General features: G+C 42.5%; 16 protein-coding genes and 3 pseudogenes. 12 read left to right on the forward strand and 7 right to left on the reverse strand.

Translation table 11 applies throughout. The annotated features are described in order from the left end of the window. Positions 1 to 286 precede the first annotated feature (286 nt). Complete coding sequence (locus CDC33_RS04230) at positions 287 to 2,125, reverse strand: glycosyltransferase family 39 protein (RefSeq protein WP_244919136.1); 1,839 nt, start codon at positions 2,123 to 2,125, stop codon at positions 287 to 289. 102 nt (positions 2,126 to 2,227) lie between these two features. Further along, the gene (locus tag CDC33_RS04235; RefSeq protein WP_109007434.1) at positions 2,228 to 3,472 is read right to left on the reverse strand and encodes a glycosyltransferase; all 1,245 of its coding nucleotides are present in this window, start codon (positions 3,470 to 3,472) and stop codon (positions 2,228 to 2,230) included. Between the two features lie 1,049 nt (positions 3,473 to 4,521). On the opposite strand from CDC33_RS04235, the pseudogene CDC33_RS04240 reads away from it, so the two are divergent. Next, positions 4,522 to 4,614 (forward strand): annotated as a pseudogene (locus tag CDC33_RS04240) (energy-coupling factor ABC transporter permease); the annotation flags it as partial. Further along, a pseudogene (locus CDC33_RS40185) lies at positions 4,602 to 4,766 on the forward strand (energy-coupling factor transporter transmembrane protein EcfT); the annotation flags it as partial. The pseudogenes CDC33_RS04240 and CDC33_RS40185, both read left to right, overlap by 13 nt. 115 nt (positions 4,767 to 4,881) lie before the next feature. Here CDC33_RS40185 and tnpA read toward each other — a convergent pair. Beyond that, positions 4,882 to 5,277, reverse strand: a complete 396-nt coding sequence (gene tnpA, locus CDC33_RS04250; protein WP_109007435.1) for an IS200/IS605 family transposase — start codon at positions 5,275 to 5,277, stop codon at positions 4,882 to 4,884. Positions 5,278 to 5,365: 88 nt separating this feature from the next. Between tnpA and CDC33_RS04255 the strand changes: the two genes are divergently transcribed. From CDC33_RS04255 to CDC33_RS04290, 8 genes and pseudogenes are all read left to right on the forward strand, one after another. After that, a complete protein-coding gene (locus CDC33_RS04255) occupies positions 5,366 to 6,544 on the forward strand; it encodes an RNA-guided endonuclease InsQ/TnpB family protein (RefSeq protein WP_109007436.1) in 1,179 nt (392 codons plus the stop codon). 33 nt (positions 6,545 to 6,577) lie between these two features. Next, a pseudogene (locus tag CDC33_RS04260) lies at positions 6,578 to 6,973 on the forward strand (energy-coupling factor transporter transmembrane component T family protein); the annotation flags it as partial. Between the two features lie 29 nt (positions 6,974 to 7,002). Next, complete coding sequence (locus CDC33_RS04265; protein WP_109007437.1) at positions 7,003 to 7,767, forward strand: energy-coupling factor ABC transporter ATP-binding protein; 765 nt, start codon at positions 7,003 to 7,005, stop codon at positions 7,765 to 7,767. Positions 7,768 to 8,083: 316 nt separating this feature from the next. After that, positions 8,084 to 8,560 (forward strand): hypothetical protein, encoded by a 477-nt coding sequence (locus CDC33_RS04270; RefSeq protein ID WP_109012433.1) that lies wholly within the window; start codon positions 8,084 to 8,086, stop codon positions 8,558 to 8,560. 442 nt (positions 8,561 to 9,002) lie between these two features. Beyond that, positions 9,003 to 9,659 carry a DUF1361 domain-containing protein gene (locus CDC33_RS04275; RefSeq protein WP_109007438.1) on the forward strand — a complete coding sequence of 219 codons (657 nt, stop codon included), beginning with the start codon at positions 9,003 to 9,005 and terminating at the stop codon, positions 9,657 to 9,659. A 229-nt stretch (positions 9,660 to 9,888) separates the two neighbouring features. Further along, positions 9,889 to 11,061 carry a baeRF3 domain-containing protein gene (locus CDC33_RS04280; RefSeq protein WP_109007439.1) on the forward strand — a complete coding sequence of 391 codons (1,173 nt, stop codon included), beginning with the start codon at positions 9,889 to 9,891 and terminating at the stop codon, positions 11,059 to 11,061. A 135-nt stretch (positions 11,062 to 11,196) separates the two neighbouring features. Continuing rightward, entirely contained in the window at positions 11,197 to 12,297 is a 1,101-nt protein-coding gene (locus CDC33_RS04285) for an AAA family ATPase (protein ID WP_109007440.1), read from the forward strand. Next, positions 12,297 to 12,707: a DUF4276 family protein gene (locus tag CDC33_RS04290; RefSeq protein WP_109007441.1), complete on the forward strand. Its 411-nt coding sequence runs from the start codon at positions 12,297 to 12,299 to the stop codon at positions 12,705 to 12,707. Before CDC33_RS04285 ends, CDC33_RS04290 begins: the two co-directional genes overlap by 1 nt. A gap of 229 nt (positions 12,708 to 12,936) precedes the next feature. On the opposite strand, the gene CDC33_RS40190 is transcribed toward CDC33_RS04290, so the two are convergent. Then, a complete protein-coding gene (locus tag CDC33_RS40190; RefSeq protein WP_244919137.1) occupies positions 12,937 to 14,781 on the reverse strand; it encodes an IS66 family transposase in 1,845 nt (614 codons plus the stop codon). 70 nt (positions 14,782 to 14,851) lie between these two features. Between CDC33_RS40190 and CDC33_RS04305 the strand changes: the two genes are divergently transcribed. After that, positions 14,852 to 15,148, forward strand: coding sequence for a DUF4276 family protein (locus tag CDC33_RS04305; RefSeq protein ID WP_244919393.1), 297 nt, complete (start codon positions 14,852 to 14,854; stop codon positions 15,146 to 15,148). Between the two features lie 34 nt (positions 15,149 to 15,182). Here the strand turns inward: CDC33_RS04305 and CDC33_RS04310 are convergent, their stop codons facing one another. Continuing rightward, positions 15,183 to 17,528, reverse strand: coding sequence for a putative PEP-binding protein (locus CDC33_RS04310; RefSeq protein ID WP_109007442.1), 2,346 nt, complete (start codon positions 17,526 to 17,528; stop codon positions 15,183 to 15,185). Between the two features lie 897 nt (positions 17,529 to 18,425). Here CDC33_RS04310 and CDC33_RS04315 point away from each other — a divergent pair. Continuing rightward, on the forward strand, positions 18,426 to 18,884 hold the full coding sequence (locus CDC33_RS04315; protein ID WP_109007443.1) for an MgtC/SapB family protein: 459 nt from the start codon (positions 18,426 to 18,428) through the stop codon (positions 18,882 to 18,884). 745 nt (positions 18,885 to 19,629) lie between these two features. On the opposite strand, the gene recF is transcribed toward CDC33_RS04315, so the two are convergent. Together recF and CDC33_RS04325 are read right to left on the reverse strand one after the other, a co-directional pair. Continuing rightward, positions 19,630 to 20,754, reverse strand: a complete 1,125-nt coding sequence (recF, locus tag CDC33_RS04320) for a DNA replication/repair protein RecF (protein ID WP_109007444.1) — start codon at positions 20,752 to 20,754, stop codon at positions 19,630 to 19,632. A 157-nt stretch (positions 20,755 to 20,911) separates the two neighbouring features. Beyond that, a complete protein-coding gene (locus CDC33_RS04325) occupies positions 20,912 to 23,770 on the reverse strand; it encodes a cation-translocating P-type ATPase (protein ID WP_109007445.1) in 2,859 nt (952 codons plus the stop codon). Positions 23,771 to 24,216: the final 446 nt, after the last annotated feature.

Genomic DNA, 24,216 nt, shown 5'->3' on the forward strand with positions numbered 1-24,216 from the left:
TTGCACCTCCCTATCCCGCCTGAGAATTTATTCTCAGGCTAATAGTGCAAGTCCACTAAGCGTGGACTACAATTTTTACTCAGTCTTCTTTAGAAGACTTTAGCTATAAGCCTCAGAATTCATTCTGAGGCGGTCGTCGGGACTGATGCAAGTTCTGAGTTTTGCAAGTTTTCAAATGGTAGCTTTATTTCCGCCCCACTGTACTAAATTGGGCATGAGGTGCAGAAGAAAAAGAGCTAATTATTTTATTATCTCCCTGCCCCCTGCTTCTTCCCCACTCCCCACCTTATTGGCAATGATAAAGTTTATATTCGTAGCCATCTATGTTAGGCATTGATTGAGTATCAGGTATAACGCAGGTTTTGACGGCTTCTGCTACGGGTGCGTGAAAGTTTACCAGCCACAAGTCAAAAGGTCGTGGTAATTGATTTAAAGTATTTTCCAAAGCAATGGTGGAAGTATTTAGGTCTTTGTCTTGATGAGCAAGGAGAAACAGAGGTTTTTGGAGTGAATTGGCAAGTTTTATCTCCCTAGCAACTCCGATCATTTCCCCGGTGTGTACATAAGTTCTGTGGGTGGCGGCAATTAGTACAGGTGTTGCAGATGTTTGTTGAATCAGTTGCACAAACAGGTCAGGGCGATAATATTTTTGATAGCCGAGATTGCAGATTACTGTAACTGCACTGAAAAATCCCATTAGCCAAATTAACATCACGGCTTTTTTACCGTTTACTCCCCATTTACCTATGCTTTTTATTTCCTTGGGAGGATGCCAACAAACTGCGAGGCTTGCGCCCAGTAAAACAACGATCGCAGGAAAGTAAACAAAGTTATATCTAGCACCCCTAGTCAGGTCAATCCCTAAAAAGTACGTAAAGATAAAGAATAAAGCGATCGCACTGCTCACTACTCCAGCAAACACCTGAATCATAATCCGGTTTTCTGGGTGCTGTAGTTGAATCTTGATCGCACGCAGCAAAATTGGTACTGCCCAAATAAAGAAAGTCAACATCACTATTCCAGAAGGAATCACAACCAAAGCTTGAGAAGATTCAACTGGTAATAGGGAAATCATTGCAATCAATGTTCCTAAAGCTTGAAAAATTGGGCTTAACCACTCTAGTCCAACACGCGAACCTCGAATCCACTCGGTCAAATTATCACGATTTCTATTCTCTAAAAAGATTGGTAGCCAAATTAAACCCGCCACACAAGTACCTACAGCAACGGCATAGATGCGCCGCCAAGGAGGAGAGAAGAAAAGAGAAAATTTGTTGCTAGTTTGCAATTGAAGCCAAGCAAGAAAAATCAAAACTACGGCTTCTGTGCAGAGGGTGAGGCTGAAGAAATAATGAGTAGCAAAACCTAAAGCATTAATTCCTACCCATAAAAGTGCTACCCATATAGGTAAAGGTGTGTGATTTTGAATATGACGTGTAGCAATTACTAAGCAAGTGAGGGAAGCAGCTACCCATAAGGCTGCCAAACTGTAATGGCGTGCTTCTTGTGCTAAAAATACGCCATAGGGTGATACTGCCATCATGGCAGCAGTCAAGTGTCCCACTAATTTTGAGCGAAACGCTACCTTACCCAATAAGTAAACACACGGTATGGAAGCAGCACCAAATATAGCTGGTAGCGATCGCGCCCCAAACAATGATACTAATCCTCCATCGCTAGGAAATAATTTCATCCATAGGTAAGCCAGCACAAAATACAGTGGTGGATGATTATCTTGTGTGACTAAGTTATGAACCACATCACCAATACTAGCTGCTGGGTTTGGTTGCAGTGGTTGTAATAAAATATCAGGTGCGATCGCTTGATCTAGGGGTACTGATAAAAAAGTATTCCCCAAGCTAAACACCAAGGTGGCAAACTCATCAGTCCAAGGAGGCTTTGCAGTCAAGTTGGTTAGACGTAAACTGATGCCGATGATCAACCACACTAAGTTCAGCAAAGTGTGAAGCCAGAAAGGAGGGAGGCGAAACTGCCAATTATGCCAATACTTGCGTTGTGAGGTAGAATTTGCATCTACTATGGGCAGAAAACGGGCACCATAAACAGGTAGCAACGAGATAATTTTTCTGTAAAAATCAAATGCACCTTGGAAAAAAGCTCTCATTGCCGGGCCTCACACGAATGGACTTGTAGATTTGACGTTTTAGATTTTAGTTCGTTCTAAAGTCTAAGAACAAAAATCAAAATCTCAAATCCCTCGTTGTGATTATTTCACATCAGTGACGCGCCAGCTAAGTTTCAAATTAATCCAGAAATTCCAGACGGTAGCAACTGCGATCGCAATAAAGTTGGCAATATAACGGTTAGGAATAAGAAAATTAAATACCAGATTTAATATCAGTACATTTAATACTAATCCAGCAAGACAAATGGCGTTGAATTTCACAAACCGCTTCAGGCGTTGCTGCCATTCTTGCTGTCTGGCGCTGACATCAGCAAATGTCCAAGCATCATTCCAAAAGAAATTATTTAAAATTGCAATCTCACCAGCAAGAATTTTGCTGCGTGTTAGAGGCCAAGCCAAGGTAGTTGGATCACTGAGCAAGTAAAGGATTGCCATATCTACAAATACGCCACTAAAGCCAACCAACCCAAAGCGGACGAATCGACCAACTGGGAAATTGACTTTTCTATTCAATCGTCCTACCCGTCCTGTGGATAGCCGTAACCTTACTAAGTGGTGGATATAATCTACATATTGCTTCCACGTCACCTTACTCTCACCCTCTTTGCGTTCGCAGAACACATACCCAACTTCGGCAACTTGGTCTACCTTTCCCCGTCCGATTACTTCTAGGAGAATTTTATATCCAACTGGATTGAGTGTTGCATTTGCGATCGCACTCCGACGCACCATAAAATAACCACTCATCGGGTCAGAAACTCTTCCCAGTACTCCCGGTAAGATCACCAAGCCCAACAACTGAGCGCCACGAGACAAGATACGCCTAACAATACTCCAGCTACTGACGCCGCCTCCGTCCACATGACGACTGGCTACTGCCAAATCTGCTCCCTGCTCAACACTACGCAACAGTTGCATCAGCACCTCTGGTGGATGTTGCAAATCTCCATCAATCACCCCCAAAACATTCCCTGTGGCTGCTTGCCACCCACGAATCACCGCACTTGATAGGCCCCGTTCCTGTTGCCGTCGCATCACCCGCAACTGAGGGTATTCTGTCGTCAAGGATTGTGCTATTTCCCAAGTTCGGTCTGGGCTATCATCGTCTACTACAATCAATTCATAGTGTCCTGGAATAGATTCATCCAGTAACTGACTTAATATGTTGACCACATTCTTGATGTTGTCACGTTCTTTATAAGTAGGAATTACTAGGGAAAGATGGATAGATTCATCATTTATACCTACACTGTTAGGGGGCAACTCTGAAATTTTTAGTGGCCCAGTTGGTACTGTTAACAGTGAGTTGGATGAGTTTGTCTTCATAATTTCACATTACAGAAGGAGGATGTGTAAAAACCGAGAGAAACAAAGCCGAACATCTGCTGGCTTGATTGATTGAACCTGGTTAGTTAATTGATAAATACTTTTATTGCAGTTAGCTGTTTTGAAAAGTTTAGTAATTTCCGCGCCTCAATTCAAAATATTTTTCTAAATTTTATCTAAGCTTTACATTTAACCACTCAATTTTATCGTATATTTATGGAAATTTAAGACTTTTTTATACAAATAATTAATACTGTACTATTAGTTAGCTGAGTCAGCAAATATACTGTTTATCTAGGCTATATGAGGAATTCTGAGTATTAGTAGGTCTATGTTCCAATCCAAAATCATCCGTGAGAAAGAGTAGCTGTAGGGTAGGTTACAGAGATTGTAACGCACCCTATAATGTATACGGTGCGTTAAGCTAAACTATACGAGCTTTTAATTACTTACTAAGTACTAGTTTACAAAATATTAAAATTGGTAGTAAATAAAAAAGTGGTAAATCCGAGTTAAAAGCTAATTGCATCTGAATCCTGAACTCTGACTTCGGAATTCTTTTTGATTCGAGATAAATATCAAGACAAGTTAGTAAATAAACTCGCGCTTTTAAACACTACAATGCTGTGTCCCTACGATAGATGTGCTTTAAATAAAAACTGCTGTGATAACTATATCTCAACCATAAAAACAGCAAAGCAATTCAAAATCTTCGCATAGTGTCTCCTAGAGAAAAAAGGCAATTCTAGCCAGACTTTTGGCGATTGAGAATCTGCAAATTAAATGCATATTACCTTATTAAAGTCAAGTTTTTTCCACTTTTCTAAGAATTTATCATATATATAAAAATAAAGTTAACAAAAATTAATAAAATAGGAAATAAGTATACTATTTAGCAGCCATTGGATAGTAAATATCTCGAAAGTCACAGCATCAAATCCCCCAAGAGGGCATTGCAAAAAAGGTGAGAATTTTGTTTGTTAGTAATTTAATGCTTTTGTTTTATTGCTTGTATTGAGTAAATAAACGTCTATTGTACAGGGTAGATCATGCATATTCCTGATGGATTTGTTTCTGTTCCAGTGGCAGGGGCTACTGGTTTAGTGAGTGTAGCAGCACTATTTATTGCTTTGGAGCGATCGCACTTTTGTGGGCTTGGCTGTTGCGCGTACCAATTCTCCGCTTGGGAGGATTACTCGGTACAGAATTGATTTTTTTGTCATTGTTGGCATTGCCCTTGGGATGGGAACGAGCCAGTTTTTTGCTAGTTCGTTCTCTGATTTGTTTAGTTACAAATATTGGAGCAGAAAGCCCACCAGCAACAGACTAAAAATCCAAAAAATTTTTAGTCTGTTGAGTCCTTTAGGGGTGGGATTTTTGCGTTGCATCCTAGTGGTGCAGTCCCACTACTAGCGAGTTTTTTGGTTAGCGATATACTTTTTGATTGTCTCACTTGAAGCATCACCCGCCGTTCCACAAAAATAACTTCTTGTCCACATTGAAGGCATTCTCAATAAATGTGGAAATTCTTGCCTTAGCACCCTGGAAGTATATCCTTTTAACCTAAACATAATTTGATCAGGAGCTAAAATAGGGGGGCAACTAACAAAAAGATGTACATGGTCTTCCATAATTTCAAGAGCTAGAATCTCGCACTCTAGCTCTTTTGTTTTTTCATAAAGCAACTCCTCAAGCCTGATAGCGACATTTCCAACTAACACCTTTTTTCGTCTTTTTGGTATCCAGACGAAGTGGTAATTAATTAGAGTGACTGATGTTGTCTTGTGTCTGTAATTTCCTGGCATATATAAAGTTTTTGTAAAGTTGTGGTCAATAACTTGTATCTATCAACCATACTGTACTATATTATTTCTGTCATCACAAGGTCGAGCGATGTTAGTCTTAGAAGCGAAATTGAAGGGCAAAGAAAGTCAGTATAGCTTATTAGATGAAGCTATTAAAACGGCTTTATTTATCCGCAACAAAGCTCTAAGACATTGGATAGATAACAAAAATGTCGGTAAAAACGACCTTCAAAAGCTTTGCGCTGTTTTAGCCAAGGAATTTGATTTTGCTGACAAACTCAACTCTATGGCTCGTCAGGCTTCTGCTGATAGAGCTTGGTGTGCTATTAAACGTTTCTACGACAACTGTAAAACTAAAAAACCAGGCAAGAAAGGTTATCCACGATTTAAAAAACGTGGGCATTCTGTAGAATACAAAACTTCAGGATGGGCAATCTCTGCTGACAAGAAATATATCACTTTTACTGATGGTTTCAAGGCAGGAAGATTCAAGTTAGTTGGAACTCGTGACTTAAGCTTTTATTCTACTAAACAAATTAAGCGAATTAGAGTAGTTAAACGAGCAGATGGTTATTACTGTCAATTTTGTGTTGATGTAGAACGCAAAGAACAGCATCAGCACAACAGTAAACAACTAGGAATTGATGTAGGACTTGAATTTTTCTACACTGATTCTGACGGCAAGACAGTCGAAAATCCCAGACTTTTGCGTAAGTCTGAGAAGTCTTTGAAGCGCAAGCAACGTAAAGCTTCAAAATGTAAAAAAGGTTCTTCTAATCGCCGTAAAGCTGTTAGAAAATTAGCTAAAAAGCATCTCAAGGTAAGTAGACAGAGGAAAGACTTTGCTGTTAAGACAGCAAGAACTCTAGTCCAGTCTAGCGACTTGGTAGTTTATGAGGACTTGCAGGTGCGGAACATGGTTAAAAATCATCGTTTAGCTAAATCTATCAGCGATGCTTCATGGTCGCTTTTCACTGATTGGGTAGACTACTACGCTAAAGTTTTTGATACTTGGGCGATAGCAGTTGCACCCCACTACACAAGCCAAGATTGTTTTGTTTGTGGAACACGAGTCAAGAAATCTTTGTCTACTCGTACCCATAGATGTAATTGCTGTGGAACAGTGATGCACCGCGACTTAAATGCAGCTAAACAAATACTGGCGAAAGGAATTAAAAATACGGTAGGGCATACCGAAATTAACGCTTCTGGACAGACCAACCTCTATCTAGGTGGGGAAACTCCTCTAGACAAGTTGACTGGTTGAAAGAAGAATCCCACACCTTGAAGGTGTGGGAGTGTCAATATGAATAGTTTTTTGTTAACCTTACCGCCCCACAGTTTCGGTATCGCCCTTAAAGGTTTACCTATACCAGCACCTTTAAAAGAAAATTTGTTATTAGCAGGGCAATATATGGAAATTTTGCTCTCAGAAGTGACGAGGATGCAGCGTAGCGCTCAATTACGCGGTTTGAATGGAACTACGGCATGGCTGCGCTACGCCAGTGCTGCCATGATTGGAGCCTTGTATCTCCGTAGTCTAGACAGGGCAGAGCGAGTCTATGCAGCAATGGTAACTCGTGGTTACAACGGGCAATTGCCTATAGATTCTACCCTCAGACCAAAAGAGCGTTTTGCCATACTGGCAGCTTGGGCGATCGCTGGTTGTGTAACTCTTGCTTCTTACAGAATTTAGTGCAGTTGTCAATATTGAGTTTGTAAATCTTGAAATCTTTAACTTCTAACCCCCAATCACCAACCCATAATCCCCACCCAGCCGTAGTTGAGGTTGAGAATTTAGCGTATGCCTATTCTCGCCAGGAGCCAGTATTGCAAGAGATTTCTTTTACCTTAAATGCGGGCGATCGGGTGGCGTTGATGGGAGCAACTGGTTCTGGAAAAAGCACCTTGCTGGAGAACCTAATCGGCTTAAAACAACCGCAAACTGGGAAAATTACAATTAATGGCATTCCGGTAGAACCGAAAAATTTACCCCAAGTCCGTCGTCAAATCGGCTTTAGCTTCCAAGATGCCAACGACCAACTATTTATGCCGACCATCTTAGAAGATATCACCTTTGGGCCACGCAACTATGGAATGTCGCAAGCTAAAGCTTGCGATCGCGCCCGGCAGTTATTAGCTGATTTTGGCCTCGAAGCTTACGCCAATCGTTCCGCCCACGAACTCTCTGGTGGACAAAGACGCCTGGCCGCCCTAGCCTCAATTTTAGCCCTAGACCCGACAATTCTAATTTTGGATGAGCCGACTAACGGTCTTGATCCAGCATGGCGGCGACATTTAGCACAGGTATTGTTAAAGTTACCCGTGCAGGTGATGTTAATCGCTTCTCATGACCTACATTGGTTAGGCAGAGTTACTCAACGCGCTTTAGTACTATCTAATGGTCGCATTCAAATAGACAGCAATATTCAGCCACTTTTGCAAGATGGTGCTACTTTAGACCAGTTAGGTTTGCCAATAGGTTGGTAATTTGGGCATGGGGCATGGGGCATAGGGAAGCAGGGGAGCAGGGAGCGTAGCCGAACGAGAGCAAGGGAGATGAATTTTCCCCTCAGCAAGAGTAGCACCCCGCCCCTCTGCCTCTTTTCAATGCCCAATGCCCAATGCCCAATGCCCAATGCCCAATGCCCAATGCCCAATGCCCAATGCCCAATGCCCAATGCCCAATGCTCAATGCCCAATGCCCAATGCCCAATGCCCAATGCCCAATGCCCCTACCTTATTTACCTTATTTATTCGTAATATTGGATACTATATTCTCGGTTTTATTGTTGTCGGGGTGTTAATGTCTGTTTCACATAAATATACTGTTCTTGCTTCTGTTAGCCTAAGCATCACTTTATTCATTACTAGTTGCACTGAAAATAAAGTTTCCCAGTGTCAGCGACTGATTCGAGTTGTGAATGCCGGAACTTCTCTGATTGATAAAAATAAAGGAACGCAAGTGATCACCAGCATACAGTTATCTAAAGATTTAGAATTTGTGACTAAATCGATTAGGGAACTGAATTTAAAAGATCCGAAGCTGAAAGAATTTCAAAGCGGTTTTGTCAAGATTTTTCAAAATCTTAGTCAAGCGGTAGCCAAAGCCGCTAGGGCGCTTGGTGCGACCAAAACAGCAGATGCCTCGGCATCTGGTAGAGAAAAAATCCAAAAGGCGAGAGATGAAATTGACTCAGCACTGACAACAGCTACAACACTTGGCAAGCAGTCGGATACATTAGTAAATCAGATGAATAAATACTGTAGCCAGCCAGAATAATCTATCTGATGGGGCACAAGTATTCTACACCCTTGGCAAAAACTTTAGGATGCTTCTGGAACTCTAGCAGGGCAAAATTAAATCAATATAATAGTTAGGACAGGGGCAACATTCCCATAAAAAAAGTCCACAGGAAGATATTCAGCAGCGTTTTGCCGCTCAGACTTTCTTTGCGTGGTAGATTTACCCTAATGATTTTCTGGCTATACTAGTGATTTCATGATTGAGAAATTCCATCCCCCAGTATGAAAGACATAAAAACTCTAAGTTTCAAACACATATCAGTGTGCATTTCCTCATAAAGTTGCACAAAAGCCTTGTCTGATCTTGGAGTAAACAAATTTCTTTCGGGGTACAAATATTTTATCAGTCAATCACTTAGGTTAATACTAACACTACAGAGTGAATTTAAATCAATCAAACGTCTTCTAAGTTAGCACCTATGAAAGAAGAATTGATAGCCAGAGTTGTGCAGGTCTTGCGAATTAATATGAGTTGGATGACTTGGAATTTATTTCTGGCTTTTATACCTTTAGCTTTGAGTGTGTGGCTATTTCGCTTTAGGCGTGGTGGCTCTTGGCTTTGGTGGCTAGGATTCTTAGTTTTCTATGCTTTCTTACCTAATGCACCATATTTATTGACCGATGTAATTCACCTGATAGATGATATCCGCACTATTCAATCAGTTTGGATGATTACGTTGGTACTCATTCCTTTGTATTTATTAGTAATTCTTAGTGGATTTGAAGCTTATGTAATATCGCTAATTAATTGGGGTTACTACTTACATCGTATCGGCAAAAGCCAATGGATTTGGCGCGTTGAGTTGATTACCCATTTTCTCTGTGCTGTTGGTGTTTATTGGGGACGATTTTTGCGTTTCAATAGTTGGGATTTTATTACTCAACCCGATGCCGTACTAACCAAAGGGGTAGAAGAAATTCTGGGAAAACAGCCCTTAGTGATTGTTGCTATCACCTTTGTGGTACTTGCTGGTTTGTACTGGATTATGAAACGAGTAACTTTAGGCCTTAGCCGACCAGACAGTAGAATAGGCATAAACTCAGGACGCGCAAACTCTAACACGCCAAACATTTGATGCTTGTGGCGATTTTGGCTTTTAAAGTTGGGGTTTTAATTAGTAATAGCCTTAATGAATATTGCCTATCAAAAGAAAGATGCAACTAAACCCTCCTTGAGGTGAAATAAATTCAGAAGCAAACGGTTGGGCTTCAACCACCACCATCTGAGAATAACGTTCTATCAGATCATTGAATATCGATGGTCTGATCTGATGTATTTGATCACGTTGATAGGAGGAATATAATATGCAATTAATCTCTAGAGAGGAAATAAAGACATTAATAGAACAACCAAAAGGAAATTGTGTTTCAATTTATATGCCAACGCACACAGCCGGGCCAGAAGTGCGACAAAACCCAATTCGCTTTAAAAATTTAATCAGGGAAGCAGAGGCTCGTTTAATTGATGCGGGTTTGGAGGAGGAAGATGCGATCGCATTGTTAGAAAAATCCCAGGAAATTGATACCCAAGAGTTTTGGGAGCAAATCGGAGAGCAAGGGCTGGCGATTTTTATTTCTGACAATATTTTTCGCTATTATCCCCTACCAATAGATTTTCAAGAGTTGGTTGTCGTTACAGACCGATTTCACATCAAACCACTGCTACCAATTTTAAATGGTAATGGTCGCTTCTATATACTGGCTTTGAGCCAACAAGATGTCAGGTTCTTTGAAGGAACACGCTACAGCGTCAAAGAGGTAGAAGTAGAAAATCTCCCTAAAAGTCTAGATGAAGCTTTGCAAAGAGACGATACTGCTAAAGAAGGTCAGTTTCGCATCGCCACATCAAAAGGGGGAACCTCCAATCCTTTTTCGCAACCAGGTACGTTTCACGGACAGGGAAGCCCTGACCGGGATAAACACCAAGAAGACATCCTCCAATTCTTTCAAATTGTCGATCGCGCATTACACGATAAACTGAAATTGCAAAAAGCGCCTTTGGTGCTGGCTGGGGTAGAGTATCTCTTGCCTCTGTATAGACAGGCGAATACTTACCAGCATTTGATGGATGAAGCTATCACTGGTAATCCAGAAATTCTCAGCGCCCAAGAGTTACATGACCAAGCTTGGCCGATTGTCGAGGCTGATTTCCAAAAGTCACAGCAAGCAGTTTTGGAGCAATTTCACGAATTGTTTGGCGGTGATACTGGCAAAGCATCTAACAACCTCGAAGAAGTTGTCTCAGCCGCTTATTACCAACGAGTGGATTCATTACTAGTTGCAGTTGGTCAGCAACAGTGGGGTTTATTCGATCCAAGCTCAGAAACGGTTTATTTGCACCCAGAAAAAGAAACTGGTGATGAGGATTTGTTGGATTTTGTCGCTGCTCATACTTTATTAAACGGTGGCACGGTTTACGCTGTTCCCTTTGAAAAGATTCCATATAGCACAGCCGTTGCCGCAATTTACCGATATTGACATTTTGATGGTGTTGTATAAAGTTGAATGTGCTATATACAACACCAACGATGATTACTATTCACTCCTTTAGAAGTCTGTGGGTGTTATATAAGAGGAAGCAAATACACACTTACGGATTCAGGAGACCGACTTTTGAACAGGCTGCAACGATTAACCCTTAACGGATTCAAGTCTATTAAGGCGATGGATCTTGAGTTGCATCCTTTAAATATCTTGATTGGAGCGAACGGAGCAGGCAAAAGCAATCTCATCTCGTTCTTCAAGATGCTTAATGAGATGATGGCTGGGCGCTTCCAACAATATATCGGTATGTCGGGGCGTGCTCAGTCGCTCTTGCACTTTGGGCCCAAGATAACTCCTCAGATAGAAGCAAAACTGGAGTTTGAAGTCGAAAACGGGGTGGATACCTATAATCTGCGGTTATTCCATGCCGCAGGTGATACGCTGATCTTTGCTGAAGAGACATTGAGCTTTCTGCAAATGGGTTGGACATCCCCAAGGATTGACCAGTTGGGTGCAGGTCATCAGGAAACAAAAATTAGTGAAGCAGCAGAGGAAGGTAAACAAACAGCCAGGACACTCAAGTACTTGCTTGATCGTTGCCGTGTATATCACTTTCACGATACATCTTCTACGGCAGAAGTGCGGCAATCCTCTTACGTTGGCGATAACCGATGGCTCATGCCTGATGCCGGAAATTTAGCTGCATTACTTCTGAAATTCCGCGAAGACAATTTTTCAGCTTATCAACGTATTATCGGAACAATCCGTTTAATTGCACCATTTTTCGATGACTTTGTTCTTGAGCCAGATGCATCTAATCGTGTCATTCTGAATTGGCAAGAAAAGGATTCAGATAGGGTATTTGGGCCCCATCAATTTTCAGATGGCACTTTACGTGCTATGTGTCTTGCAACGCTACTCTTACAGCCAGAGGATAAACTACCAGAACTGATCGTTGTTGATGAACCAGAACTAGGTCTTCATCCCTATGCTCTAAATGTTGTGGCTGGCTTGTTTAGCAAGGCTTCGCTTCATACGCAAATTCTTATCAGCACCCAATCTAGTTCTTTCTTGGATAATTTTGATCCTGAAGATGTGATTGCGGTCAACCGAGAGGGTAAAGAATCACAATTCAAGCGGCTCAATCCCACAGAATTAGAAGCTTGGCTCGACGAGTATACTCTGGGAGAAGTCTGGGAGAAAAATATCATTGGCGGAGGGCCCCATTGATGGTGCGCCTCTACCTATTTGCTGAAGGACAAACTGAGCAGACATTCGCCGATAACATCCTAAAACTATATCTTGCTCAACATAGTGTTTTTATGGATAAGATTATGCTGATTGCTCATGCCAGAAAGAAAGGTCATGTGCATCGCGGTGGTGGTCGAAAGTACAAGCCGATGAAGGATGACATCGTGCGCTTTCTCAATCAAGAGAAAGGCTCTAAGGTGTTCTTTACTACTATGATTGATTTGTATGCTATTGCTCCTGATTTTCCGGGATTGGCTGAAGCTGAAAGTCTGCGCCAAAATCCTGTACAACGGGTCGAATTTCTAGAGCAACGCTTTGCAGAGGATATCTGTGATTACCGATTTGTTCCGTATATTCAGTTATATGAATACGAGGTATCGGCTCAATAATTAGGGGTAGGCAGTTATTCCGTCTGCCAGGACCGAATGGCACGCTTGAAAAGCGCAAATGTATTATTTACAAGGGTTTCATCACTTTGGCAAAACTTAGGCTAATGGATCTGCGATGGCGCAAGCGCCCGCCTTCGGCATCGCAAACTGAGAGTTGCAGATTATTCTGATTCCCGACCTTAAAACTATTAGTTTTCTAAACCCCTTACCAGGCAAGTATTTCAGCTTTTCAAGCGTGCCATTCTTGCCAGGACCAACCAAACAGATTAGAAGCAGTCTTGTTCCGAATTATTTGAGCTAGCGACTCTATATTTTCAGTTCGAGTGATGCGGTCGCGCACGTATTCAAAAAAACTAATTCCCAACTTGCGGGTCGTAGCCACAAGGGACATAAAAGTATCCCAAGCTTGAGTACCATCCTGAGTTTGAGTACCATAGCTAATATTACGTCGCAGAACCATTGTTCTGGCACCTAGTTCGGCAGGATTATTGTGCAACGGAAGTTCAGGATGCTCCAAGACTAACAACAACTCCTCGATTTTTGCTGCTGTTAATTGTTTTCGTTGATCTAACTCCTCATAACCACTTTTGGTAGCGAAAATGTCCCAAAACTCAGACCGCAGTTTCTGTGCGGCTTCATCGCTTGGGGCATTCTGGTACGCCAGTAATTTGCGGTAGTAATCCCAGAAAGACGTGAGAAACTGATCTAAAAGCTTTTGATGATAAGCCACCACCGGACTCAACTTTTTGTAGTGTCGCCCTTCATGTACCCAACACAAAGCCAATTCAGTTGTCAGTAATTTGAATTGAGGAGCATCATCACATACCAGGGCTTGCACCACTGGCCAATCGGTTTGATGATGGTAAAAAGCGATCGCTGCTGCATCCATTACACGGGTACATTGTTGAGAGCCGAGTTTGGGTAGATGGTGTTCGAGTAGGGCATTAAACTCTAAATCGCTGAACTTAGTTTCTTGGGGCAACAACTTTAAAGACTTCTGGATTTTTTGGGAAATTTGGAACGTCTCCAGTAGGTCATAAGTGAATGGATTGAGCAGAAACTGGAGTTCTTGCTGGTTTTGTAATCCCTTCAGGACTGTCAACCTATCTTTCTTCTCGCTCGTGAAGTATACCGTATAAATCGGGTTGCATACTATATTAGTTGTGTAGTTAACCCCGGCAACACGAGCAGTTGTTTGGTCAAAGTGCTGCCAAGGGCTACTAGTAAGTCCTGCTTCATAGACTTCACTTTTCTCAGTATGAAAGTCCAAGTGGTTTTTAATCAACAAGTTAGATAAATAACCTGCTGACATGGAAATACCAATATCACCCAAAAATTCTAGTAATTTGCTTTGGGTCATGTTGCTGCCATAGTATAGGCTAATCACCAAAGCTTTGATTCCCGGTCCAAATTCTCCCTCGTAACCATCTGGTAGTTCCGCTAAGTAAGTTTTTCCCTCTCTTGGAGAGTAGTATTTCTCTTTGCGGAATAAAACGTTGTCGGTTGTCAGTTTAATGTCTTGAACTACAACTTCTTCATAGCCTTTAAACTGTGCATCAACTGGGAGTTTCTCTTGGGGATATTTGATAATTTCCTGACGGTCTATTTTAACAGTGAACAGTGAACAGTAAACAGTTATCAGTGATCTATTTATCCCTGGGTTTAAGTCCCCCACAAAGAAGGTGGAATGCGTTGGTGGCGGGTCTAAATCCCCCACCATACGCCTGATAACTGATAACTGATAACTGATAACTGATTTAATGCTTTCGTTTTTCTGACCTTTCTCATGATTTTTTGGGGTTTTTCGTTCTTTCTCAGAAGAGTGATTCCTGGCCTCAACCCTTGGCTGCTTGCGTTTTATTTCTGGTTGACCCTGTTCCCCTTTGAGACGGTTGTTTTCGTCCCTTAATCGTTGGTTTTCTGAACGCAAGTCCTTAACTTCTGATTTTAATTCTTCTATCAGGTTCAGCAATATCTCTACAGTCTGACGCAAAGATTCGTCTGCAATCTTGTTTGGGTCGATGGTTTGCAGGAGCTTATCTACTGGTGTCTGTGTCAACTGCTTTTGCGTCATGTGTCACATTCTATAATGCCGCGACCTCTAAGATCATAATTTTCTTGCCCTACCCCTACTTATTGAGCCGATACAATACGAGGCATACCTTTTTGCAGATCCAACGTGCTTTGAATATCTTGATGCTCGTCTTACAAAGGAGATTGAGGCTCTTAAGGCGATCGCTAATCAATATGAAACACCTGAGTTGATCAACGACGGACAGCAGACAGCCCCCAGTAAACGCATCATCGCTCAGTTTCCTGATTATGGCAAAGCGAAGCCTGTTTTTGGGCCACAGTTGGCTGAACGAATAGGACTAGAAGTAATTCGGAGTAGGTGTCCCCACTTCAACAGATGGCTCTCACGCCTAGAATCATTAATTTAATTATGGCAATTTTAGATTTTAGATTTTGAATTACCTAATTAAGTTTTCGTCGTGCAGCTGCTAAAATTAAGCGCTGTTCAGCACGAGCGATCGCCTGGTATGTTCGCTCCACTGCTTCCGGTTCAACGGAAATTGAACTTATACCCCATTCCACTAACTTATCGATAATTTCTGGATAGATAGCTGGTGCTTGACCGCAGATTGAACAAGGGATACCGGCACTTTTAGCCATTTGGATCAGTTGAGCGATCGCACTCATAACTGCCGGATGACGTTCATTAAATACTTTTCCTAGCTGTCCTTGCTCTCGATCCACTCCAAGCAATAATTGGGTCAAATCATTTGTTCCAATAGAAATTCCGGCTGCACCTGCTTTAACATATTCTGGTAGTAAAAATAGGACGCTTGGCACTTCTGCCATCATCCACAATTGAAACTGTGACACCTCAGTTAAAAGAGCTTGCTCAACTTTGCGACGGCAAAAGACAAATTCTTCTACAGTCCGCACAAAAGGCAACATTAGATTTACATTACTGTAACCAGCTTGCTGGACAGTCGCTAAAGCTTGTAGTTCTAACTCAAAGACTGCGGGATTTCGTAAATAGCTGAAAGTACCACGTTCGCCCAACATCGATTGTGTTGAAGATTGTAAATTATCACTCAATGATGGTAAATCTTGCGGCCAATCTAAAGAACGATAAAAAACTGGTTTTGGTGCAAAGGCACGGGCAAATTGCATAATCTGCTCAGACCATAGCTCTAACAATTCTGCTTGCCGCCCACCTAAAATCCAACTATTAGGATGTTGCCCGGACAATATATTTAGTACCATCAATTCTGAGCGCAACAATCCCACTCCATCTACAGGGAAGCTTTGTACTTGTTCTATCAAACTAGACTGACTCAAGTTAACCAGCAGTTGGGTAGCAATCATAGGGAGATGAGAAGTAACAGGACGGGATGGGGAAATAGGGGAATGGAGAGGATTTTCTGGCACTTTCCTCTTCTCCATCTCTCCCGCTCTCCCACTTTCCCCTTCTTCTTTGATCCGATAAACTTCTCCTCTCTCGCCATCGAGTAGCAGTCGTTCGCCAGTTTGAATTAAGGTTGTAGCAGATGTTGCATTAACTACTGCTGCGATACCTAATTCTCTGGCAAGAATTGCAGCGTGGCTGGTTAATCCGCCTTGTTCAGTAATAATACCACCAACTTGGTGCAGTAATGGTAACCAATCAGGTGCGATCGCTGCTATTACTAAAATCACTCCCTTGGGTAATTCTTCGGGTTTGTTTTGCGGATTATTAATTACTAGGGCATTAGCCACAACACGTCCTCCTGCTGCCCCTATTCCTCTAATGAAGTGTCTGTGGTGAATTATATGGGGAGAACTAACTTGTGTAATGTAGAGCTTGCCAGATGTATTTTGCCCGGCGATAGTCCATTTAATGGTAAAGCTTTTACCCAGTTCACTTACTAGTTGAGTTCCTAGAGCAATTATTTGTTGTACGTATTCTTCTTGTAAAGCGTACTGTTTTTGTTGGGCTTCCTGAATTAAGTAGGTACTTAGACAAGTGTGATCTGGTGTTAGCGCTGACTTGGGTACGGGTTGCGAAGAAGCTCCCGGTGCTGCATCATCTACACCATAAGCGAGCATTTTATTGCCCAACTGCTGCTCAAGCACAATTCCGGTTGCCTGTTGAATATAGTAAACATCTGGCTGGACTTCGCCAAGAGCGATCGCAATTCCTAATCCCCAAGTAGCTTCAATTTCCCATCCAGAGGAGTTGGCACTCAGCAAGCCACTGGCGATCGCATTCTCAACAGGTTGAACCAATACCGCTAAACTGATTTGTTGCAGGTTAATTCCTGCCCGTTGCCAATATAGTAGACTTCTGGCACGAAATATCTGGCTCCAGGTACGCTTGAGAGCAAAAGCGATCGCTTCTGGTTCGCACTGGCAAAACACCGACTCCAGCAAACCAGATATATTCTTCATACTTGGAGTAGCATTTGATACTGCTAAGGTAGGTCGAAGAATCAAACAGCTAGTTTGCCATTCTCTAGCTGCTTGGAAAATTGTATTCACCCAATCCTGTGGCACAGTCGCAGTGAGGATTTCTTGACGCAAACGACCTGCTACCTGCTGAAGTTGACGCCAATTAGCTACATCCAGGTGTAACGAAGAATGGGGTAAGTCAGCCACTAATGACTCTGAACTATTGAGATTTTCGAGAAATTCTCGCAAAATTTCTGCCGAAACGACAAAACCAGGCACCACCGGATAGCCACGCTGCATAATTCTGCTCAAGTAAAATGCTTTGTCACCTACTTTGGCGCGGTCTTGTAGTTTAATTTGGTCTAGCCAGTAGAGTTTGTCCACTCAATTTGTTAGTTGTCAGTTATCTATTTGTAGCCATAGCCATTTTTTCTTAGTACGTTATCAGCCGGAAATCCACTGACTTCTTACTAAAAGAGGAGTTTCCAGCATTTACGTTTAATTTGCCAACCTTATTTAGTGGTTAATTGCCAGTTACACGATGTATTGCTGTAATTCAACTCCTTTGTAATTCAAATATTTTCCTTCATTTAGCCTCTCTTCCCTTAAATCGGGGGTTTAGTTGTTTGAGCGAGTTGTAGATAGCGGTATCATGTTTAATTATTGAGTGTATGGGTTAAATCTAGCAATTTAAGGTAGAATTTTATAGTTTAGTCATTTTAAATAGTTAAAAATCCTATTTAATAAACTTTTAAGTTTATTTTAAAAAAATAATATCTTATTGGTAACCAATCCTAACAATGTAAGATATTAAGTTGTACCAAAAAAACATTCAGATATTAATAGAATCCAAATATGATATATGCTATTAAATTGCACTCGTTAAATTAGACTCCATCAATAAAAGATTAAAATATTTTTGCACTATTTTTGTAAAAATATTACTAATTAACCTAGTGCCGCAGGGCGGAAGTCAAAAGTCAAAAGTCAAAGTATTATGGAATAAGCTCTTTAAGGATTTTAAATGGTTGCTCTATTTACGCCGTGGCGTACTAGTATAGGTTGGCGGAAATAAACCTAATATTTTATTACAGCCAGAAAGCCCAAAATTAAAGTGTGCGTGAATTTTGAGTTCCGCCTTGTGGTATTAGTCGCTGTGGCAAAAATTTACTTACCATTAATAATGGGATTTTGCTCGAAGTCTTGTTAATTTATATGTATAGTATTTAGATTTATGCCCTGCTGTACTAACATATAAAATTCTCCACATCAGACGAACCATTGTCAAACACTTACTATCTTGCAACTAATGATTGGCTAAATATCAGCTTCAGACTGTGCCTTGCATTGTTTATTGGAGCAATTATCGGCTTAGAACGCCAAATTAGGCGTAAACCAGCCGGTTTAAGAACTCACATGTTAGTGAGTTTCGGTTCAGCCGTGTTTACTCTCATAATTATGCAAACAGATGGGTCACTGTCGAGTCGTGATGCACTTAGCCGCGTGATTCAGGGGATTGCAGCCGGTGTAGGATTTCTCGGTGCTGGAGAAATTGTGCGCCAATCTTCTGAAGAATCACAGCGACTTGAAATTCACGGACTGACATCAGCAGCAGCTATTTGGGTTTCGGCTGCTTTGGGAATTGCTGCTGGCTGTGGTTTGTGGCAGTTAGCATTAATCGGTGGTTTGCTGACTTTTTTGGTTCTCACCGTTTTTAAAAAACTAGAAAAACGTGATTAGTCAAGAAGAGGAAAAGGGGCAGGGGGTAGGGCAATACTTGTCGGGTTTTGGGTAAAAGGGGAAGGGGAAAGGGGAAAGAAAAAACCTTTAACCTAAACCTAGTAACCTTTTCCCTAAACCCAATTCCGAGTTAAAAATCCTTTACCCGAGCAGTATTGGGGGGTAGGGGAGAAAAATTCTATAATTACACTGTCAAAAGGATTTCAGAGCAAGTAAATTTATTGATGCCCAATGTTTGGATATTTATTTCGAGACGCATAGCACAAAAAATAATACGTTCTTGTTTCAGAGCCAATATACTTATTATATATGGGGTATATGGGGTTCTCTCCCTTGTTCCCTGCCCCCTGCCTCTTCAGTGACCAATCACAACAACATTGTGGAACGCGTGGAAGCCACTTGACTTTCAGGCAGTGGAGGAAACGCGCCACGGGTGGTTTTAACCACCGTGAAAAATGATAATATTGTTGTGCGAGTAGGAATAATCATCTGCGCTAAGAAGTGTTTTGTAAGGAGTGACCCCTGACTTGCCTCGTACCTGCACAAATTGCAGCTCTGGGCAAACAAGTAATGGGAAAGCACGGAGCGCACCGAACTGGCAAGTGATGAACTCGGAAAGCATTCTAAGTAAGCGCAATTGCAATATCTCTCGTACTGGTAGTTGTTTTGAGCGTCTAGGGGGATATTTGACTATCCCTTTTAAGCTAAGTCTTAGAGAATCTGCGTGTCTTTAGACCGCAGAGTGTCAATAATTTGGGATTATCTCTCCTGCTTTCACAAAAAGAATTTGGGAGGACTTTAGCCACTGAGAATCAAAAGAACCCAAGTGAGTAGTAGTAATTAAAGTCTGAAAGCGGTCTTGAATGGCATCGAGCAATTGATTTTGGCGGGATAAATCTAGTTCGGCAAGAACATCATCAAGTAATAGCAATGGTGGCTCTTTAACGACTTCTTCAATTAATTGTAATTCTGCTAATTTTAAGGCTAGAACCAGCGTTCGTTGTTGACCTTGAGAACCGTATTGACGAGCAGGTGTCTGGTTAATAGTTAATTCTATTTCGTCTCGATGGGGGCCGACAAGAGTAGTGCCTTGGTGCATTTCGGCGATCGCTCGCTGCTGAATTTTTGCTAAAAAAGCTTGCTGCACTTCTTCTGGATGGTTATCCTCTAAAGGAATATTCGGCAGGTACTTGATTTGCAGAATTTCTGTACTGCCGCTAATACTGGCGTGCCAAGCGGTAGCAATGGGAGCTAATCGTTGAATGGCGCGATCGCGTCGTCTAATTACCCTGGTTCCTGTAGTAGCTAACTGTGCATCCCACACCGCTAGTTCTGACTGTAGAGAGGTTGCATCTAACGTTTCTATATGGCGTTTTAAAAAGGCATTGCGCTGGCGTAACACATGGTTATACTGCTGCAAAATGTGAGCATAAACTGGTTCGAGTTGAATTAAGAGTGTATCTAACCAGTTGCGGCGACTTTCCGGGCCACCGCGTACTAGTTCTAAATCCAGGCTGGAAAATTGCACTGCATTGAGAACGCCAAGAAAATCCATTTGGCGGCGGATAGATTCACCATTGAGGGCAACGCTACGGCGACCATTGCGGCGGAGGGTTAAAGTAAGGTCACTAATGCCTGTTTGTCGCTCAAGGGTAGCATTAATTTGGGCTATGTCTTCCCCTTCTTGAACCAAATCGCGATCGCGGGTGATTCGGTGCGATCGCAATGTCGCCAGTAACTCTACCGCCTCCAACAAATTCGACTTTCCCTGAGCGTTATTACCTACCAAGATTGTTTTGGCAGCATTAAACTCAACGTTCTGGTCTTGATAGTTGCGAAATTGTCGTAGATTTAAAGTTTTCAGGTACATGGTGATAATTGGGCATGGGGCATTGGGGATTGGGCATTGGAGAGGAGGGAGACAAAGAAGAAGCAGGGGAGCAGGGGAGAAATTGCAGTAAGTTTTTCCCCTCCGCATCTCTGCCTTATACGCTATGCCCTATGCCCCATGCCCCATGCCCCATTATTTACACGGCCTTCTTGCCCATAATCCGCAGAAATATCTTCTCCGCTTCAATCCAGACAAACATTAAGGCACTAAAGCCAATACAAACCCCCAACTCTTGCAGATTCAGGTAGTGAGTACCAAAGAAATCTCGCAGGGGTGGGACGTAAACTAGCATCAACTGCAAAATCGTGGTGACAACAACAGCCGCTAGTACAAATACATTGGAGAAGGGATTCATCTCGATGGCCAGTCGGTTGTTGGAGCGAATAGCGATCGCATGTCCCATTTGGGCAATACACAAGGTAGTAAATACCATTGTTTTCCAAGCTTCAGGATTTCCCTGATACCCAGCAGCATGAGTATGTTGATAAGCCCACCACATTAAGGCAATGCTGATAATGGCAAAAATGATCCCAATGCGAATCATGTAAGAACCCAATCCCCTAGCGAAAATACTTTCGCGGGGACTAAAAGGCGGACGTTGCATCACATCCGGTTCTGGAGGTTCCACAGCTAATGCCAAAGCTGGTAAACCGTCTGTTACCAAGTTCATCCACAAAATTTGTAAGGGGGTAAGAGGAACGCCTCCCAAACCAATTAAGGGTGCTGCTGCAATTGTCAAAACTTCGCCAATGTTACTACCCAGAATGTATTTAATAAAGCGGCGAATATTAGTATAAACAACTCTACCTTCCTTGGTGGCGCTGACAATGGTGGCGAAGTTGTCATCAAGTAATACCATATCGCTGGCTTCTTTACTTACATCGGTGCCAGTAATGCCCATTGCAATACCGATGTCAGCTTGTTTGAGGGCTGGGGCATCGTTAACACCATCGCCTGTCATCGCCACAAATCGACCCCGGCGTTGCAGTGCTTGGACAATTCGCAGTTTATGTTCTGGGGAAACCCTGGCGTAAATGCTCACCAAGTCAACATTTTGCTCTAGTTCCTGGTCACTCATCCGTTGCAATTCTTGACCAGTGAGCAAACGATCGCCTTCTTGGGCAATTCCCAAATCGGTAGCGATCGCTCGTGCTGTTAATTGGTGGTCGCCTGTAATCATCACTGGGCGAATGCCTGCATCTCGACATTCTTGCACAGCTGCCCTCACCTCTGGGCGTGGCGCATCTAACATTCCCACCAATCCCAACCATACCAAGCTTTGCTCAGATGTCTCATCTGAACCTTCCGGTGGAATTTCTCTGAGGGGTTTGTAGGCAAAACCTAGCACCCGCAAACCTTGACTAGCCATCAGGTCATTTTCTGCCAGAATTTTCTGGCGTTGTTCTTCAGCTAAGGGGGCTGAGTGATTGCCCAAATGAATCTGAGTGCAACGTGCTAAGGTTAACTCTGGAGAACCTTTGGTAAACATTAAGTAAGGTTCAGATTGGATAAAACTAGCGATCGCTGGGTCAACACCTCTCGAAAACGCGTCACCTGTAGCGACTCCCTCCACCTGAGAAATCACGCTCATCCGCTTCCGTTCTGAGGAAAAGGGAAACTCTGCAATACGAGGTAATTTACTGTTCCACTGGTCTTTTTCGATTCCAGCTTTTCCCGCCAGTGTTAACAATGCCCCCTCTGTGGGGTCTCCCAAAATTGCCCATTCGCCTTGTTCTTTTTGCAACACTGAATCATTACAAATAGCACAGGCGACTGATAACCCTGAGATTTCTGGAGAGTCCTCTAGGGAAATTTTTTGACTATCTAACTGAAAGTCTCCTGTGGGAGTGTAACCTTCACCGATGACGCGAAAAGTTTTGTTATTAGTGAAAACCGATTGCACCACCATTTTATTTTGCGTCAGGGTGCCAGTTTTATCAGAACAGATAGTGGTTACAGAACCCAATGTTTCCACTGCGGGGAGTTTGCGAATCAAGGCATTCTGGCGCACCATTCGCTGGGTTCCTAACGCCAAGGTGACGGTAATTACAGCAGGTAAACCTTCTGGTACTACAGCAACCGCCATACTCAAGGAAACTTCCAAGAGTTCTTGGATATTTTTAAAACCTCCGTCCTTGAACACACCACCGCCGACGACGATCGCCACAAGAACCAAAGAACCAGTAACTAGGACGTTGCCTAGTTGAGTCATCCGTTGCTGTAACGGTGTCGGCTCACTTTCCACCGCCTGCAACATGGTGGCAATTTTGCCTAGTTCTGTTGTCATTCCGGTGTTAGTTACCAGAACCTTCGCCCGTCCTTGGACTACTTCAGTTCCTTGAAACACGACATTGAGGCGATCGCCTAATGATGTTTCCTCCGGCAATTTTAATGATGCCTGTTTATTCACCGCTTCGGCTTCACCAGTCAATGCCGACTCACGCACTTGTAAATTAGACTGTTCTATCAAGCGTCCATCTGCGGCTATCTGCATCCCAGCTTCCAGCAGCATTACATCCCCTGGAACTAGATCCTTGGCTGCTATCTCCACCAATCTAGCCTCGCGGATGACGCGCACTAAGGGAGAGGTCATTTTTTTCAGGGCTGCCAAGGCTTTTTCGGCACGACTTTCTTGGACGTAACCAAGTATGCCATTGAGGATGACAATTGCTAAAATAGCGATGGTATCTTTAAATGGCACTTCACCAGGCTTCAAACGACCCTCCCGCAAAGCCATCAGGTCTAAAAAGCCAGAAATCACAGCTACGCCAATCAGCATCAACAACATAATGTTCTTGAACTGATCCAGCAGGATTTCCCAACTACTACGGCCAGCAGTTTCTTCAAGTTCGTTGGGCCCGTACTTTTGCAATCTCTGTTGAATTTCTTGGGGTGTTAAGCCACTGTCTGCATTACTATCGAGCAGGTCTAGCGCTTTATCAACTTCTAAACTATGCCAAACGGCGGCACCTTCAGGCAGAGAATTAGCAGACATCGTGTAGGTCACAGCAAATGGTTACAAAATTTGATCATAATTTAGCGATGGCAGGAATTCCATCTTCTAAAGTTACATTAAGGCGATCGCCCAGTTGCATAAGTGTATCTGTAATTCTTAATATTTGTAAATTTATACTTTTTTCAGGTAGTGTTATTTCTCACGAAAGAGTTTTTCGGAACACATTGTACCGATAATTATGAGTAATAGAGCTTTGAAAAAGAGGCAAGGGAGCAGGGAGCAGGGAGCAACGGGGATGGAAAACAATGGGGATTCATCACTTCGGCTACGCTCAGTGACCACCCCACCAGAAAGAGAAACACACCCACTTTTGTGGAGGACAGTTCTTGATAGGGTTATTTCTCCCTGCCCCCTGCCCCCTGCCCCCTGCCTCTTCTTTAGAAGCTTAGTTACAGAGCATCTGCGACAATGAACTTTAAACTGTA

The sequence above is a fragment of the Nostoc commune NIES-4072 genome (assembly GCF_003113895.1).
GTDB classification, from domain to species: Bacteria; Cyanobacteriota; Cyanobacteriia; order Cyanobacteriales; family Nostocaceae; genus Nostoc; species Nostoc commune.